The organism is Sulfitobacter sp. M05 (assembly GCF_029285175.1).
GTDB lineage: Bacteria > Pseudomonadota > Alphaproteobacteria > Rhodobacterales > Rhodobacteraceae > Sulfitobacter.
The window spans coordinates 1379281-1395874 of the sequence record NZ_JABEDH010000001.1 but is presented as its reverse complement, the minus strand read 5'-3'; the positions used below and the strand labels follow the sequence as shown (position 1 = coordinate 1395874).

12 protein-coding genes and 1 riboswitch are annotated in these 16594 nt (G+C 57.8%); of the genes, 11 read left to right on the top strand and 1 reads right to left on the bottom strand.

Going from position 1 to position 16594, the window contains the following annotated elements:
- Nucleotides 1-5 precede the first annotated feature (5 nt).
- The 7 genes from HKX44_RS06945 to HKX44_RS06915 all read left to right on the top strand — a co-directional run bounded on the left by HKX44_RS06945 (nucleotide 6) and on the right by HKX44_RS06915 (nucleotide 7957).
- Nucleotides 6-908: a DMT family transporter gene (locus tag HKX44_RS06945; RefSeq protein ID WP_276150547.1), complete on the top strand. Its 903-nt coding sequence runs from the start codon at nucleotides 6-8 to the stop codon at nucleotides 906-908.
- A 106-nt stretch (nucleotides 909-1014) separates the two neighbouring features.
- Nucleotides 1015-1620, top strand: a complete 606-nt coding sequence (locus HKX44_RS06940; RefSeq protein WP_276150827.1) for an inner membrane-spanning protein YciB — start codon at nucleotides 1015-1017, stop codon at nucleotides 1618-1620.
- Between the two features lie 190 nt (nucleotides 1621-1810).
- Nucleotides 1811-1887: riboswitch (SAM riboswitch) on the top strand.
- A 63-nt stretch (nucleotides 1888-1950) separates the two neighbouring features.
- On the top strand, nucleotides 1951-3141 hold the full coding sequence (metZ, locus tag HKX44_RS06935; RefSeq protein ID WP_276150546.1) for an O-succinylhomoserine sulfhydrylase: 1191 nt from the start codon (nucleotides 1951-1953) through the stop codon (nucleotides 3139-3141).
- Between the two features lie 115 nt (nucleotides 3142-3256).
- Nucleotides 3257-4351, top strand: coding sequence for a GTP cyclohydrolase FolE2 (gene folE2, locus HKX44_RS06930; protein ID WP_276150545.1), 1095 nt, complete (start codon nucleotides 3257-3259; stop codon nucleotides 4349-4351).
- 151 nt (nucleotides 4352-4502) lie between these two features.
- Nucleotides 4503-4766, top strand: coding sequence for a hypothetical protein (locus HKX44_RS06925; RefSeq protein WP_276150544.1), 264 nt, complete (start codon nucleotides 4503-4505; stop codon nucleotides 4764-4766).
- Between the two features lie 132 nt (nucleotides 4767-4898).
- Nucleotides 4899-6347, top strand: coding sequence for a TrkH family potassium uptake protein (locus HKX44_RS06920; protein ID WP_276150543.1), 1449 nt, complete (start codon nucleotides 4899-4901; stop codon nucleotides 6345-6347).
- Nucleotides 6347-7957 (top strand): thiamine pyrophosphate-binding protein, encoded by a 1611-nt coding sequence (locus HKX44_RS06915; RefSeq protein WP_276150542.1) that lies wholly within the window; start codon nucleotides 6347-6349, stop codon nucleotides 7955-7957. Before HKX44_RS06920 ends, HKX44_RS06915 begins: the two co-directional genes overlap by 1 nt.
- Before the next feature lie 122 nt (nucleotides 7958-8079).
- Here HKX44_RS06915 and HKX44_RS06910 read toward each other — a convergent pair whose 3' ends face one another.
- A complete protein-coding gene (locus tag HKX44_RS06910) occupies nucleotides 8080-9891 on the bottom strand; it encodes a serine protease (RefSeq protein ID WP_276150541.1) in 1812 nt (603 codons plus the stop codon).
- Between the two features lie 168 nt (nucleotides 9892-10059).
- Between HKX44_RS06910 and HKX44_RS06905 the strand changes: the two genes are divergently transcribed.
- The 4 genes from HKX44_RS06905 (at nucleotide 10060) to HKX44_RS06890 (ending at nucleotide 16566) form a co-directional block, all read left to right on the top strand.
- On the top strand, nucleotides 10060-11016 hold the full coding sequence (locus HKX44_RS06905) for a glycine--tRNA ligase subunit alpha (RefSeq protein ID WP_276150540.1): 957 nt from the start codon (nucleotides 10060-10062) through the stop codon (nucleotides 11014-11016).
- Nucleotides 11017-11068: 52 nt separating this feature from the next.
- Complete coding sequence (locus HKX44_RS06900; RefSeq protein WP_276150539.1) at nucleotides 11069-11599, top strand: DUF6446 family protein; 531 nt, start codon at nucleotides 11069-11071, stop codon at nucleotides 11597-11599.
- A 44-nt stretch (nucleotides 11600-11643) separates the two neighbouring features.
- Nucleotides 11644-13932 carry a glycine--tRNA ligase subunit beta gene (glyS, locus tag HKX44_RS06895; protein WP_276150538.1) on the top strand — a complete coding sequence of 763 codons (2289 nt, stop codon included), beginning with the start codon at nucleotides 11644-11646 and terminating at the stop codon, nucleotides 13930-13932.
- Between the two features lie 66 nt (nucleotides 13933-13998).
- Nucleotides 13999-16566: a putative PEP-binding protein gene (locus HKX44_RS06890; RefSeq protein ID WP_276150537.1), complete on the top strand. Its 2568-nt coding sequence runs from the start codon at nucleotides 13999-14001 to the stop codon at nucleotides 16564-16566.
- The last annotated feature ends 28 nt before the right edge of the window (nucleotides 16567-16594 follow it).

Sequence of the window (16594 nt, the reverse complement as noted above, 5' to 3'; positions counted from 1 at the left end):
GCGCAATGACCGACTGGCTGATCTCTATCGAGGGGACCGCGACGGGGCATACTGTTGCGTTGTTCCTTGCCATCATGGCGGCCATCCTTCACGCGGTTTTCGGGGCCCTGCAAAAAGGGCGACATGACCCCTGGCTTACGCGCGGTGCAATTGATTTCTCCTATTGCATGATGGCCGCGCCCTTTGCCTTTTTTGTGGTGCCATGGCCTGAACCGCATATGTGGGCAATCTTTGCCGGCGTCTTTGTTATCCACATTATTTATAAGTGTTTGCAGGCCTGGGCCTATACCAAAGGGGCCTATACGGTGGTCTACCCGGTGGTACGTGGCACAGGGCCACTATTCGCGGTCATCGGGGCTTATCTGATTTTTGACGAGCGGTTCACGCTGCTGCAATGGCTTGGGGTGGGGGTGCTGTTGGCCGGTATTTTCGGGCTGGCGCTCTATAACATGCGCAATCTGGTCGCCGAGCGCGAGACGCTGAACGCGGCCCTTGGGATCGCCGTGCTGACGGGGCTGTTTGTGGCACTTTATACTACATTTGACGCGTACGGCATTCGCGCAACGCAAAACCCGTTCACCTTTCTTGCGTGGTTTTTCATGATTGATGGTTTTGTGATGCCCTTTGTTGCCGCCCGACGGTGGATGCGGATGGACAACCCGCCCGCGTTGGGGCCTTTGATGACGCGTGGGCTGGCCGGTGGCATTATCGCCTTCCTCAGTTTTGGGGCAATCATGATGGCGACGCGGCTGGACAAGGTGGGCGAAGCGGCCGTTCTGCGCGAAACCTCGACGGTATTTGCGGCTGTCATCGGTGTGGTATTCCTGAAAGAGACCGTGGGGCCACGTCGCATTGCCTTGATGGCATTGATCGCGGCAGGCGCTGTGATAGTTGAGATGGGCGGGTAATACGTTTGCAAAGCGCCGCCCGCTATCCGGGCGCGCCGGTGACGGAACAATGCGGCAGTGGGCATCGGTGTTGAATGCCCGTGCGATGGCGCAAAAGGAGAACCAAATGGGGCAACCCAAAACCATAAATCCGATCCTGAAACAGGTGCTTGAGCTGGGACCGCCGCTGTTGTTCTTCGTAATCTACCTGCGCATTCGCGATGATGTGTTTGAACTTGGCGGCACCGAATATTCCGGGTTTATCGTGGCGACATTGGTGTTCGTGCCGATCCTGCTGGTGGCGATGGGGGTCTTGTGGGTCTTGACCGGACAGTTGAGCCGAATGCAGATTTTCACTGCCTTCATGGTGATTTTCTTTGGCGGGCTGACCGCGTGGTTCAATGATGAACGGTTTTTCAAAATGAAGACCACCATTGTTTACGGGTTCTTCGCGGCGATCCTGTCAATCGGTTTGCTGCGCGGACAAAGCTATCTGGCCTATGTCATGTCAGAGATGATTCCAATGAAACAGGAAGGCTGGATGGTGTTAACGCGCCGGTTGACCGTGTTTTTTGTCGCGCTGGCAATTGCGAATGAACTGGTCTGGCGCACGATGTCGACAGACGCCTGGGTCAAGATTGAAACCTTTGGCTTTCCGGTGCTGATGTTTGTTTTCCTCTGGACGCAGATCGTCGCGCTAGAGCGGTTTACCGAGTTGGATGAGACGGAGTAACCGGTCTGATTTGAACACCCCAGGCCGGAGGCTTTGAAAGCTTCCGGCTGTTTTCTTTGAAAGAAAACACCTGCTCTCCTTGTCTTTGTGTCATCTGCAAACAGGGTACGTCTTTGCGGCTGAATGATGGCGCTTAAATCACGGCTGAGCTTAAAGGTGGCGGATTGACGAAACCCGGTGACGGGCGTATGCCACACGATGTGGTGATTTGTTACCGGATTGCGGGCCACGTAAAATAATCTGCTAAAAGGTCAGGATGAAAGCCCCCTTTCGCTTGGCCGCGTCTGGGGTTTTTTATTGCCCGCCTGAGCGGGCCGGAAGGATGATTTGATGAGCGACGACACCCAAAACACTTGGCACAAAAGCACCCGCGCTGTACATACGGGCACCCGGCGCAGCCAATACGGCGAAGTGTCCGAAGCGATCTATATGACGCAGGGGTTTGTCTATGACAGCGCCGAACAGGCCGAAGCGCGTTTTGAAAGCGCCGGGCCGGATGAATTTATTTACGCGCGGTACGGCAATCCAACGGTCGCAATGTTCGAAGACCGGATCGCGTCTCTGGAAGGGGCCGAGGATGCCTTTGCCACCGCATCGGGCATGGCGGCTGTCAACGGGGCGCTGATGTCGATCCTCAAGGCGGGCGACCATCTGGTGTCGGCGCGGGCATTGTTCGGGTCTTGTCTGTACATTGTTGAGGAAATCCTGCCCCGTTTCGGGGTCGAGGTCACCCTTGTTGATGGTGGGGATATGGCCCAGTGGGAGGCGGCAATTCGTCCCGACACGCGGGCTGTGTTCTTTGAATCGCTGTCGAATCCCACGTTGGAACTGGTGGATATCGAAGCTGTTTCGGCACTGGCCCGGGCCAATGGTGCATTGGTTGTCTGCGATAATGTTTTTGCCACACCGGTCTATTCCAATGCTATTGCCCAAGGTGTTGATCTGGTGATCTATTCTGCCACCAAACACATAGACGGGCAGGGGCGGGCGCTGGGAGGCGTGATCATTGGCAGCCGCGAATTGATCCGCAAGACGGTTGAACCTTTCATGAAACACACTGGCGGCTCAATGAGCCCATTCACCGCGTGGATTATGTTGAAGGGGTTGGAAACCATGGCCTTGCGCGTCAAGGCGCAAACCACATCCGCGTTGGAAATCGCCCAAAAGCTCCAAGGCCATCCGGCGCTAAGCAAAGTAACCTATCCTGGTTTGCCGGATCATCCGCAACATGCGCTTGCGATGGCGCAGATGGGGGCGGGCGGCACAATGCTGGCGATTGAGGTGAAAGGCGGCAAGGAAGCGGCCTATCGCTTCCTGAATGCCTGCAAGATCGGCATTATCTCTAACAACCTTGGTGATGCCAAAACCATCCTTACCCCGCCGGCCTTTACCACCCACCAACGGCTGCCGCAGGATCAGAAGGACGCGCTTGGCATTACCCCTGGCTTGGTGCGTATTTCGGTCGGCCTTGAGGATGCGGGCGATCTGACCGCTGACTTTATCGCGGCGCTTTCGACCTGATTATGCCGGTTTCGCGGGGGGCATGCCCCCCGTTTGCCGGTCTAAGTTACATCGTTGTTTGTAATCATGGCAGGACACCCTAAGTATAGGGCAGACGCCAGAAGGGGCCCAGCTGATGAATGTGATAACGTCTGTCGACAAGGCACCAGAACGCGCGCAGGCCGAACAGGCGCTTGCCACCCTCAGGGCGTGGGCCGAACAAGCTACCAAGGCAGAGATCGAAGCACTTGACCCAGCGGTGGCGCGGTTGTTGTCGCAGACAGGCGGGTATCCCGAGTTTAACCGCAGCTACCCTGAAGATTTCGCAGTCGGTGATAACTACCATGCCACCTTGCCAGATTTGCAGAACGGCCCGTCCAGCCTGATCCGCGGTGCGCAGCAACAGATCCAGCATGTGGGTATTTCCAACTTTCGCCTGCCCATCGGGTTCCGGACCCGGGATGCAGGCGACTTGGTCCTTGAAACCTCGGTAACCGGTTCGGTCAGCCTTGAGGCGGATAAGAAGGGCATTAACATGTCCCGGATCATGCGCAGTTTCTACAAACATGCCGAACGCACCTTCAGCTTTGAAGTGATCGAGGCGGCGCTGGATGATTACAAGGCCGATCTGGACAGCATGGATGCACGGATACAAATGCGGTTCAGCTTTCCGATGAAGATTGAATCGTTGCGGTCCGGCCTGTCAGGTTATCAATATTATGATGTGGCACTGGAACTGGTCGAGAAAGACGGTGTGCGCCAGAAAATGATCCACCTTGATTATGTCTATTCCAGCACCTGTCCCTGTTCGCTGGAGTTGTCCGAACATGCCCGTTCAACCCGCGGGCAACTGGCCACGCCGCATTCGCAGCGCTCGGTGGCGCGGGTTTCCGCAGTGATCAACTGTGATGGCGATTGCCTGTGGTTTGAAGATCTGATCGACGCCTGCCGTCGTGCCGTGCCCACTGAGACTCAGGTGATGGTCAAACGCGAGGACGAACAGGCCTTTGCCGAATTGAACGCTGCCAACCCGATTTTTGTCGAGGATGCCGCGCGTTTGTTCTGCGAACAGCTGTTGGCAGAGCCAAGGGTCGGCGATTTCCGCGTTATTGCCAGCCATCAGGAAAGCCTGCACAGCCATGATGCGATTTCGGTGCTGACAGAGGGCCCGACCTTTGAGATGCAGAGTATTGACCCAAAACTCTTCAATACGCTGTTTCACGTCGGCTGAACGGCAGGTCCGTAAGAGGTGTGCCAAATTTATGCCGCAATGCGGCATGCGTTTTTTGCCAACCGGCTATGCAGTATTGTCTCTATTCTGCGGTGCAGCAAGTGCCTAGACGGACGTGTAACGATAAACATTCCGTCATGAGGCACCTATTATGGCTTACCAAGATTTCGCATCCACAAGCACTGATGCATCCGCCGTTCTCAACAATGAGATCACCGCAACCCGGAACTTCTTTATCCGTCTTGGTCTGAAGATCGAGAACGTTGTGAACAAAATGGCAATGTCCTCCACTGGTCAGCGCCGGGTGGATCAGGTTCACATGTTGCAGGCAAAATCCGACGCGGAGCTGGATAAGATGGGTATCAAGCGCGACGATATCGTGCATTTCGTCTTCCGCGACCTGTACTATCTCTGAACTGCGGCTTCCCAGCACAGTCTGATAAATGGCCTGTTCCGACCCCATAATACGGGTGTTGGGCAGGCCGTTTTCGTTTGAATAACCGGTGACCGCTTGACACTGCTGTGGCCCCGCGCCAACGCTGCGGCCATGTTAGATTTACGCCCTGTCGGATATGTTGTTGGCCTGCTGGTGGCTGTGCTGGGCGTGGCCATGCTGTTGCCGATGCTGGTGGATGTGGCCGAGGGCCGTGGGCATTGGCGTGTCTTTGCTGAATCCGCCCTGATCACAACCCTGGCCGGAGGTATGCTCGCGCTGGCCTGCGCCAATGGCGTGCGCGAGGGGCTGACCATCCAGCAGACGTTTTTGCTTACCACGGGCGTGTGGCTGATGTTGCCGCTGTTTGGTGCCTTGCCCTTTATTCTGGGGGCCACCGGCTCGGGGTTCACCGATGCGTTCTTTGAGGCAATGTCAGGCCTGACCACCACCGGATCTACGGTGCTGAGCGGGCTGGAAACGCTGCCCAAGGGGCTGTTGTTGTGGCGCGGCATCCTGCAATGGCTCGGCGGGGTTGGTATTATTGTTGTCGCCATGGTGTTCCTGCCGGAACTCAAGGTGGGCGGTATGCAGATTTTTAAGTCTGAAGGGTTTGACACCTTTGGTAAAATCCTTCCCCGCGCCGGTCAGATCGCCACCCAGATTTCGGTCATCTACCTTTGGCTGACGCTGGCCTGTGTGCTGGGCTACGTCTCAGTGGGGCTGAGCATCTTTGACGCTACGGTACATGCGTTGACCACCATCGCTACTGGCGGGTTTGCCAATTACGATGCTTCTTTCGGCGCGTTTTCGGGCAACGCCGAATACGTCGCATCAGTCTTTATGATCCTCGCGGCTCTGCCGTTCGTGCGCTACGTGCAGCTGTTGAACGGCAATACCATGGCCTTGCACCGTGATCCGCAAGTGCGCGGGTTTATCTTTACCCTGCTTATTCTTGTGGGGATCACGATCTTCGTTTTGCATCAGCTGTTTCCGAACTCATGGGAAAAGAACTTTCGCGAGGCGCTGTTCAATATCACCTCGATCATTTCCGGCACCGGATATGCCAGCGTTGATTACATGCAATGGGGCGGCTTTGCGGTAACCCTGTTTTTCTTCATTGGCCTGATCGGTGGTTGTGCGGGTTCTACCGCCTGTTCGATCAAGATTTTCCGCTACCAGCTTCTGTTTGCCTCGATCCGTGCCCAGTTGCGCCGTATCCGTTCGCCGCACGGCATTTTCACGCCGCGCTATGACGGGCGCCCCGTGGGGCCGGATGTTCTGTCCTCGGTGATGTCGTTCTTTATGTTCTTCATCGTGACGCTGGGGTTGGTTGCCGTTGCGCTGAGCCTGACAGGGCTTGATTTCATCACTTCGGTCTCGGGCGCGGCGGCAGCCTTGGCGAATATTGGTCCGGGATTGGGCCCGATTATTGGCCCAGCTGGAAACTTTGCCAGCCTCAACGATACCGCAAAATGGATTCTGACCATTGCAATGTTGATTGGCCGGCTGGAACTGCTGGCGGTCTATGTCATCTTAACTGTTAAATTCTGGAGAGCGTGATGCCCGAAACAAAACTTGCCAATGGGGCCAAACCACTGGGTGCGCAGATTTCTCATATGTTGAAAGAGCGCGGCGTTGATGTGATTTTCGGCATTCCCGGTGTGCATAACCAAGAGATGTATCGCGGCATTGAAGAGGCGGGCATCGCCCATGTTCTGGCGCGCCATGAACAAGGTGCAGGCTTTATGGCCGATGGCTATGCCCGTGCGAGTGGCAAGCCGGGGGTGGCCTATGTGATCACCGGTCCGGGGGTGTGTAACATTATGACACCTATGGGGCAGGCCTATTCCGATAGCGTGCCGATGCTGGTGATGTCATCCTGTCTGGACGAGGTGGCGGCGCGGCGTGGCCAGTTGCACCAGATGAAGGATCAGCAGGCGGCGGCTGCAACGGTCTGTGACTGGTCTGAGGTCGCCGTCAGCGCGGATGCGGCTTACGGGTTGGTCGATCGCGCCTTTGCTGAATTCATCAGTGCGCGGCCCCGCTCAAAGCACATTCAGGTCCCGATTGCACAGTTGGAAGCCGTGGCATCGCCGGCACCGGCCAAGCTGTCACCGGTGGTAGCAACAGGGTATCGGGCACAGGACGTTGCGCAGTTGGTCACGATGCTGGGGCAGGCGCAAATGCCGCTGTTTGTCTTTGGCGGTGGCGCGGCACAGGCAAGTGAGGCTGCACGTGCGGTGGTGTCGGCCTGCGGCGCGGCCAGCATGAGCAGCTATGCGGGGCGGGGCATCATCGCGGGGGACGACCCGTTGAATTACGGTGCCTGTCTTGCCCGCGGAGAAAGCGCCACGGTTCTGGGCAAGGCTGATCTGGTCATCGCCATCGGAACTGAATTCGCCGAGGTCGACATCTGGCGGTCCCATCTGGGACATACTGGCGATCTGGTACGCATTGATCTTGATCCCGAAGTTCTCTCCGATCCGCAACGGGCCAGCCATCCGATGCAGGCCGAAGCCGGTGCTTTCCTAAGCGCATTGGCCGCCGAACTGCCACAAGACGGCACCCGCCAAAGCGGCTGGAAGGCGGAGGAGGTCGCGGCGACCCGTGCCCGCTGGCGTGCCGAAACAGACGCCGAACGCCCCGGTATTGTGCCGGTTTGTGACGCCCTGCGCGCGGCGGTACCTGCGGACACGATGATCTATTCCGACATGACGCAGTTTGCTTATGTGGCCAAAGAAGTTTGGGATATGGACCGCCCCGGGCATTGGCACCATCCCTATGGCTTTGGCACTTTGGGATACGCCACGCCGGCGGCGATTGGCGGGGCGGTTGCACGTCAGGGCAAGCCGACCCTGGCGATTATCGGGGATTATGGGTTTCACTACACCATGCAAGAGCTGGGTGTGGCGGTTGAGCTGGGGCTGAGCCTGCCGATCATTCTGTGGGACAATGGCAAGCTGGGTGAGATCGAGGACAGCATGGTGCGCGCCCAGATTGCGCCAAATGCTGTGGTGGCGCGCAATCCGGATTTTGTGAAGCTGGCCGAGGCCTTTGGCGCGCGGGCTGTGGCACCGGGGGATTTGGCGCAGATGCAAGAGGCGGTTTCCGATGCCTTTGCAGCGGACGGGCCGACACTGATTTATCTGACGCCTGCCATTCTGGGATAGGCGTTTTCTTTTAAAGAAAACGGTCCGGATTTTTCAAAAAAATCCGTCTGGCGCGGTGTTCTGAAAAGCTCCGCGCCAAAGGAAAAAGGGCAAGACCTGCACAAAAGTCTTACCCTTTTTCATCATTCCCAGCAGCTGACCAATACGGTCATGCCCTGCGCGGCCAGTCGCAAGTCACGCGGGGCGATGCTGTCGGTGCGCTCCGAGGCCGTCAGTTCTACACCTGCTTGCGCAGCAAGAGCCGCAACAGTGCCGCCGGCCAGTGCAAAGCTGACATCTTCCGGCAATTCCTGCGCACCGGACGGTCGGGGCAACAACATCCCCACAACATTGCCGCTTGCGTCAAACACCGGACCACCGGCATCGCCGGCCTGTGCCTTGAGCGCCAGACGGTTCAGGTGTTCTTCGCCGGACAAGCCGCGCACGTCTGCCAGTTTGCCAAAGGTCAGAGTCGCGGCGGACAGCACACCTTCGTAGGAATAGCCAGCAACAGAGACTTCCGACTGCAGGCGCGGGGTGCCCAGATCAAAGGCGGCAACCGCCAGCGGGGCAAGGTCGCCGCGCGGCTTCAGGAACGCGATACCGTTGGTGTCGTCCTGTGCCAGCACATCGGCATCGGTGTCACCATCCACCGTCAAGCGCCCACAAGAACGCACGGCTTCAGCTGTGGTTACCACCGTGCCGCTGCGGTCAATGAAAAAGCCCGAGCGGGCCAGTTTCGCCTGACGCACCTGCAAGCCTGACACCAGATCAATGGCCTGTTCGGCGTCGCCGCCAGCAGCCGGATCAAGAACACCGGGCAGGCGGGTAAAGCTTTTGTCGAGTTCGGCCATCACACGGCTGCGACGCGCCTCGTCCCCAGCAGGCCAGATCAGGGTGAAACCCTTGACCTGACCGTCTTTCAGGCTGGCACGTGTTTCGCTGATGATCCGGTCGTTTTCCCCCACCAGCGTGAATGACGATTTGCGGCGTTCACGCGGCCCGTTCAGTGGTACGATTTCAAGGGTTTGCATGATGTCGTACAAACCGAACAAGGTGTTCTGGTCGCCGGCCTGTGATATCAGCAAAACCCGCGCGCCAATGTCGCCGGTGCTGTCATACTGGGCAAAAGGGGCCTCGTATCTGGCAAAAGCAACTTGTGCTGTTGGCATCACCATTTCGATTCCTGCCTGCACATCGCGCACAAGGTTCAGGCCCAATCCGTCAAGCACGGCATTATACTGTTTCAACAGCGTTGCCCGTTGCAGGGTCGTCAGAACACCGGTTGTTTCAAAGTTATTTGCATCCTGCCACGCGGCCATTGAATTGCGCGTGCCGCGCCCGAAAGAGCCGTCGATAGCTGCGTTATAGTGCCCGGCCCATTTCAGCGCGATCTGCAAATCCTTGCGTTCCTGCCCATTCAGCCGACGCTCACTGCGGCGCGCTTCGGATAGGGTTTCATCGATGGGTTCCTGAACGGGGATCGCCGGTGTCTGAGCAACTGTTGGTTGGGGCGCTTCGGCGGGTGCGGATGCGCTGTCCGGTGCATCGGGTTCTTGTGGAACGGCTGGTGCGTCCGGTGCCTGTGCGACATCGCGGTTCAGTACATTTGCGCCCACTGGCCAGAACTGCTGGCGAAAGCTGCTTGAAAGCTGGATGAAACTGTCACGCGGCACGATGCCACTGCGCACATATTGCCGCAAGACCTGCTCGGCGTCCGCACGGCGGTAGGGGCCCACTGCAATCGCGTACCAGCCGCCACCCAGTGAAAACCCGTTCACATCCTCTACCTGTTCGGCGTAAACGCGGGCGCGGGCAGTGGCTTCGGAAAGCCGTGGTTGTGCCTCGATCTGAACCCAGACGACATCGTCAGGTGACTGTGCGAGGGCGGCGCTCTCTAGAAAGATCAGGAGAGAAAAGGTTGCAGCCAGCAAAATCGAAAAAATGCGCGTCATAGGGGAAGTTTCTCATGTGATTCACAGGTTGCGGAGATAAAGCAGGAAAACGCTAGAAACGCCATGGTTGCATCGGGCATTTGCCGCGCGATTTTGTAGGTGTGATGCAATTGACGCCCAAGGGTGGGGACCGTAGGTAGAAGCCAAAGCCAACGAGAGGCAATTGAGATGTCCCAGACCCCCGAGAAAAACCAGAGTATCGCAAAACCAAAATCGTTTCAGGCGATCATTCTGGCGTTGCAGAATTATTGGGCCTCCAAAGGCTGCGCTATTTTGCAACCCTATGACATGGAGGTCGGGGCGGGGACCTTCCATCCGGCAACCACCCTTCGGTCACTGGGCACCCAAGCTTGGGCCGCGGCCTATGTGCAGCCCTCGCGCCGCCCCACTGACGGGCGCTACGGCGAGAACCCGAACCGGTTGCAGCATTATTACCAGTATCAGGTGTTAATCAAACCGAGCCCGCCAAACCTGCAAGAGTTGTATCTTGGTTCGCTTGAAGCGATCGGCATCAATATGGACCTGCACGACATTCGTTTTGTAGAGGACGATTGGGAAAGCCCGACCTTGGGCGCTTGGGGCTTGGGATGGGAAGTCTGGTGTGATGGTATGGAAGTCAGCCAGTTCACCTATTTCCAGCAGGTCGGCGGACATGACTGTCATCCGGTCAGCGGCGAATTGACCTATGGTCTGGAACGTCTGGCGATGTATGTCCTTGGCGTTGACCATGTGATGAACATGCCGTTCAACGATCCTGATGCGTTGATCCCGTTGACCTATGCGGATGTGTTCAAGCAGACCGAAGAGGAATACGCCCGCTGGAACTTTGACACTGCCAACACCGACGTGTTGTTGCGCCAGTTCGAAGAGGCCGAGGCCCATTGCAAGATGATCCTTGAACAGCCTGTAAATGATCCCAAAACCGGTAAGCGTATCATCATGGTACATCCGGCCTATGATCAATGCATCAAGGCCAGCCATATGTTCAACCTGTTGGATGCGCGCGGCGTGATCTCTGTGACCGAGCGGCAGGCCTATATCGGACGGGTGCGTGCCCTGTCCAAGATGTGCGCCGATGCCTTTGTGCAAACCCGTGCCGGTGGCTGGTCCGAGGATGCAGCATGAACCGGACAGCGCCGCAGTTGTCCCCTAAGGTGTTCCATATGGGGCGGCAGCCATGAACGGCAAAATCGTAGGGATTGTGATCTTGATTTCAGCACTCATTGCCGGCGCCGGGCTGTATTACCTGCAAATCTATGGTTTCTACGAAGCCGTGGCCGAGGAAGAGGTGGCCCTTGTGTCGCTGAATTCGCAGGCCCCCGAGCCGATCCTTTTCGACAGCTTCCAAGCGATCGACGCCGAAAGCTCTCCGATCCGCTATCGCGCCTGTTTCACCACCACGCAAAGCCTGGCCTTTTTGACCGAAAGCTATGTGTTGATCGACAATGTCGAACCGCGCAATGCGCCGGCATGGTTTGATTGTTTCGACGCTGCTGCCATCGCAGCCGAAATCACCGCTGGCACCGCGCTGACCTTTCTGAGTGGCAAAAACGTGCATTACGGCGTGGACCGGATTGTTGCCATCACCGATGACGGGCGTGGCTATGTCTGGCACGAGCTGAACGATTGCGGCGAAAAAGCATATGACGGCACCGTTGTGGGCGAAGAATGCCCCGCCTTGCCTGAAAAAACCGCGCCTTCTGAATAATCCGAACCTGACCCCTTCCACCGACCCGATGTTAAGGAAAACCCGTGCCTGACCTGCTGATCGAACTGTTCTCTGAAGAAATCCCCGCCCGTATGCAATCGCGTGCCGCTGCGGATTTGCAAAAGCTGGTGACAAACGGTCTGGTCGAGGCCGGTCTGACCTATGCCTCTGCCGCTGCCTTCAGCACCCCGCGCCGTTTGGCATTGACGGTTGAGGGGATGCTGGATGCCTCTCCTGCTGTGGTCGAGGAACGCAAAGGCCCCAAGGCCGATGCACCGGAAAAAGCCATCGAGGGTTTCCTACGCGGGGCAGGGGTGAACCGCGACCAGCTTGAGGAACGCGACACACCCAAGGGCAAAATCCTGTTTGCCAAGATCAACAAGCCGGGCCGTCCCGCTGCCGAGATCATTGCCGAAGTGCTGGAACAGACGATCCGCAATTTCCCTTGGCCCAAATCCATGCGCTGGGGCAGCGGCAGTTTGAAATGGGTGCGCCCGTTGCACTCTATCCTTTGTGTGATGTCCGCCGAAGATGGCGCGCAGATCGTCCCGCTGGAGGTGGATGGGATCACATCTGGCGACACCACCTTTGGCCATAGATTCCTTGCGCCTGACGCGATTAAGGTCACGTCTTTCGAGGATTACGAGGCGAAGCTTGCCCGCGCCAATGTTGTGCTGCGCGCTGATGCCCGCGGCGAAACCATTTGGAACGATGCCACCAATGTCGCCTTTGCCAGTGGCATGGAAGTGGTCGAGGATGCCGGATTGCTGGCCGAGGTGGCCGGGCTGGTCGAATGGCCGGTTGTGCTGATGGGCAATATTGCCGACGACTTCCTTGGCCTGCCGGCTGAGGTGCTGCAAACCTCGATGAAAGAGCACCAAAAGTTCTTTTCCGTGCGCAACCCCAAGACGGGGCGCATTGAGAAATTCATCACCGTTGCCAACCGCACCACGGCTGACAATGGCGCGACAATTTTGGCGGGAAATGAAAAGGTACTGTCAGCGCGTTTGGCCGATGCCAAGTTCTTTTGGGAGAACGATCTGCGCGTCGCCAAGTCCAAGGACGGCATGGCGACGTGGGTTAAGGCGCTGGAAAACGTCACCTTCCACAACAAGCTGGGCACACAGGCCGAGTTGATCAACCGCATGGCCGTGCTGGCCCGCGAATTGGCCCCGATGGTCGGCGCGGAAGCGGATGAGGCGGAAGCGGCGGCCAAGGTGGCCAAGGCCGATCTGTCGTCTGAAATGGTCTATGAATTCCCCGAATTGCAGGGCTTGATGGGGCGGTATTATGCGTCTGCTGCGGGCATGTCGGATGCGGTTGCTGCGGCGGCGCAGGAACACTACGCGCCTTTGGGGCCGTCCGATGACGTGCCAACCGCACCGGTGTCCGTGGCCGTGGCTCTGGCCGAGAAGATCGACAAGCTGACCGGCTTCTGGGCGATTGACGAGAAGCCGACGGGGAGTAAGGATCCATTTGCGCTGCGGCGGGCTGCGTTGGGGGTTATTCGATTGGCAGTCTCTAACGGGTTGAGCTTGGATATTAAATCAGCAATAGAGGAAGCTTACTGGCTTCTATTGAACCAACTTAACCGAAACAATCGACTCTACGATATTGGCTCTGACGAAGACAACGAGAGTGACGCATATGTCGTCAGTGCTTGGCCACATCAAGAAGCAGAATTATACTTAGGGCCGTCGCACAATGGGGTCACAGAAGTAGCATATGATATCGCTGAGTGGAGTGCTCATATTACTCCGATCGCGCAAGCACCACAGTTTCTTGAAATCCTCGCCTTCCTCCATGACCGCCTCAAAGTTTATCTCAAAGACCAAGGCATCCGTCACGACATCATCGACGCCTGCATCAGTATTCCTGATGGCGCGCCGGAAGGCGCGACGCCCCAAAACGACGACCTGACGCTTCTCGTCAAACGCGCCAAAGCCTTGTCGGAAACCCTCAAAACCGATGACGGTGAAAACCTGATCCAGGGCTTCAAGCGTGCCAACAACATTCTGACACAGGCCGAGGAAGCCGACGGGGTGGAATACTCCTATGGTGCGGATGTGAAGTTCAGCGAAACCGACGAAGAGCGTGCATTGTTTAAGGCACTGGATGAAGCAGAGGCGGTGATCACCCCCGCCATGGAGAAACAGGATTTCACCACCGCCATGTCCGCCATGGCCACCCTGCGCGCGCCGGTCGATGCGTTCTTTGATGCGGTACAGGTGAACAGCGACAATGGCACGGTGCGGCGCAACCGGTTGAACCTGCTCAGCCGGATCCGCACGATCTGTACCTCTGTCGCTGATTTGACAAAGGTGGATGGTTAAGCGGTTTTTGTAACGCCCGCATGACATCCGGGGCTGCGCGCCCTTGCCAGACATCGCATAAACCCTATGCTGCACCTGAACATCAGGGGTGCCGCAGTGCAGAATAATCCAGACACCACATTGGTCACCGCGACCGGGCCGATTGCAAACCACACCCATGGCGGGCGGGCGAAATGCCTGCAGCGTCTGGTGCGGCTTGATCTGCCGGTACCGCGCACGGTGGCTGTGTCCTTTGATGCGGTGCAGAAAATCGCCAAGGGCGAGATGCCCGATGTCGCAAGTGTTGTCGCCGAGATGCCAAAAGGCGCGTTGATGTGTGTGCGCCCGTCAAGTCAGGATCCCGATTGGGGCGGGCCGGGGGCAGTACTGAACATCGGGATCAATGACACCCGTTTCGAAGAGCTGTGTGGCAGCATTGGCGAAGAATCTGCTGCGGCGCTCTATACGCGGTTTGTGCAGGGCTACGCGATCAATGTCGCGCGCCTTGACCCTGATATGTTTGACGAGGTGTCCGGCGACGGGCGGGCCGCACTGACCCAATCCTTGCGGGCCTATGAGGCTGAAACCGAAGAACAATTTCCCCAAGACCCAGAGGTCCAGCTGGCGGCGGTGCTGCGGTCGATGGCGCGGGCCTGGGATGGCACATCGGCACGTTTGTTGCGTCAGGCCAAGGGGGCGCCTGCGGATGCGGGGCTGGGCCTTGTGGTGCAGGAAATGGCCTTTGGTGTGGGCACCGGGCAATGCGGGTCCGGTGTGTTGCAACTGGTTGATTCCGACACGGGGCTGCGCCAGATCACCGGCCGCTATCTAAGCCAGTCACAGGGGCGTGATGCCCTCGCGTCCGATGCAGGCAGCCTGTACCTGACCCGCGATCCGCGCGGCCCCTCACTGGAGGAACTGGCACCAGAGGCGTTTCAAGAACTGACAGAACATGCCGCGCTGATGCGGCGCAAGCTGCGGGCGGAAATGCAGGTCGAATTTGTCATTCAGGATGGCAAGCTGCATATTCTGGATGGAGTTGTTGTCGCGCGTTCTTCACGGGCGGCGGTGAAGATTGCCGTGGCCCTTGCGGATGAGGGGATTATCCCGCGCGAAGAGGCATTGATGCGGGTTGAACCGCGCACCTTGACCGAACTGTTGCACCGCCAGATTGATCCGCGCTTCAAACGGGACGAGATTGGCCGTGGCATTGCTGCCAGCCCGGGGGCTGCGACCGGCAAGATTGTCTTTTCCGCCAGTGAGGCACAGGCATCAGCCGCGCGTGGAGAGGCCTGTATTCTGATCCGGCGCGAAACCTCGCCCGAGGATATTCGCGGGATGCACGCGGCTGCCGGTGTCCTGACCGAGCGCGGCGGTGTGACCAGCCATGCTGCCGTTATCGGGCGCGGTCTTGGTCTGCCCTGCGTGGTTGGTGTGTCTGATATCAAGTTCAATCTGCGCAAAAAGCAGATGACAACGCAGGACGGTCGGGTGTTTGGCGAAGGGGACGAGATCACGTTGGATGGATCAAGCGGCACTATTCTTGCCGGTCAGGCCCAGATGATCGAAGCCGCGCTGGACGAGAATTTCACAAGGTTGATGGGCTGGGCCGAAGATGTGGCTGATATCGGTGTGCGGGCCAATGCTGATACGCCCGCGGATGCGCAGACGGCGCGCAACTTTAATGCCCACGGTATTGGGCTGTGTCGCACCGAACATATGTTCTTTGAGGCGGGGCGTCTGACGGTGATGCGCGAAATGATCTTTGCCGAGACCGGCAAGGACCGGCGCGCGGTGCTGGAGCGCCTGTTGCCGATGCAGCGTGATGATTTCAAAGAATTGTTTCGCATTATGCAGGGCCAGTCGGTGTGCATCCGCCTGTTTGATCCGCCACTGCACGAATTCCTGCCGATGCACAAAGCCGGACAGCGCGAACTTGCTGATGCGTTGAACCTGCCGCTGTCGGACGTCACCCGGCGGATCGAAGCGATGTCAGAGTATAACCCGATGCTGGGCCTGCGCGGCGTGCGTTTGGGTGTCACGGTGCCCGAAATTTACGAGATGCAGGCACGGGCAATTTTTGAGGCCACGGTCGAGGTCAGTCGCGGTGGCGAGCCGGTGGTTCCGGAAATCATGATCCCGCTGGTGTCTGCGCGACGCGAGGTTGAATTGGTCAAGACCGCCATTGATGCGGTGGCCGCTGCGGTGCGGACCGAACAGGACAGCAGTTTTGAATACCGTCTGGGTATTATGGTAGAGACCCCGCGCGCGGCGCTGATGGCCGGCGAGATTGCGCCGCATTGTGCCTTCCTCAGTTTTGGCACCAATGATTTGACCCAGATGACCTATGGTCTTTCGCGTGATGATGCGGGGCGGTTCATGTCGGATTACGTGCAGCAGGAGGTGTTTGACGAAGATCCTTTCCATATGCTGGATACGCAGGGTGTGGGCGAGCTGCTCAAACTGGGCGCAGAACGCGGGCGCGCGGCGCAACCGGGCATCACAATTTCGCTTTGTGGGGAACATGGCGGCAATCCCGAATCAATCGCATTTTGCCGCGATGCGGGATTTGACTATGTTTCCTGTTCACCTTTTCGCGTTCCGGTTGCGCGATTAGCCGCGGCACAGCTCGCAATAAAACACAAGATAGGGTAGGAAACTGGCGGGTTTTTGCCACAGAGTG

Excerpts from the sequence above, each read along its gene's own strand:
- HKX44_RS06945 (WP_276150547.1), top strand. The coding sequence starts at position 6 with ATGACCGACTGGCTGATCTCTATCGAGGGGACCGCGACGGGGCATACT.
- HKX44_RS06940 (WP_276150827.1), top strand. The coding sequence starts at position 1,015 with ATGGGGCAACCCAAAACCATAAATCCGATCCTGAAACAGGTGCTTGAG.
- metZ (WP_276150546.1), top strand. The coding sequence starts at position 1,951 with ATGAGCGACGACACCCAAAACACTTGGCACAAAAGCACCCGCGCTGTA.
- folE2 (WP_276150545.1), top strand. The coding sequence starts at position 3,257 with ATGAATGTGATAACGTCTGTCGACAAGGCACCAGAACGCGCGCAGGCC.
- HKX44_RS06925 (WP_276150544.1), top strand. The coding sequence starts at position 4,503 with ATGGCTTACCAAGATTTCGCATCCACAAGCACTGATGCATCCGCCGTT.
- HKX44_RS06920 (WP_276150543.1), top strand. The coding sequence starts at position 4,899 with ATGTTAGATTTACGCCCTGTCGGATATGTTGTTGGCCTGCTGGTGGCT.
- HKX44_RS06915 (WP_276150542.1), top strand. The coding sequence starts at position 6,347 with ATGCCCGAAACAAAACTTGCCAATGGGGCCAAACCACTGGGTGCGCAG.
- HKX44_RS06910 (WP_276150541.1), bottom strand. The coding sequence starts at position 9,891 with ATGACGCGCATTTTTTCGATTTTGCTGGCTGCAACCTTTTCTCTCCTG.
- HKX44_RS06905 (WP_276150540.1), top strand. The coding sequence starts at position 10,060 with ATGTCCCAGACCCCCGAGAAAAACCAGAGTATCGCAAAACCAAAATCG.
- HKX44_RS06900 (WP_276150539.1), top strand. The coding sequence starts at position 11,069 with ATGAACGGCAAAATCGTAGGGATTGTGATCTTGATTTCAGCACTCATT.
- HKX44_RS06890 (WP_276150537.1), top strand. The coding sequence starts at position 13,999 with ATGCTGCACCTGAACATCAGGGGTGCCGCAGTGCAGAATAATCCAGAC.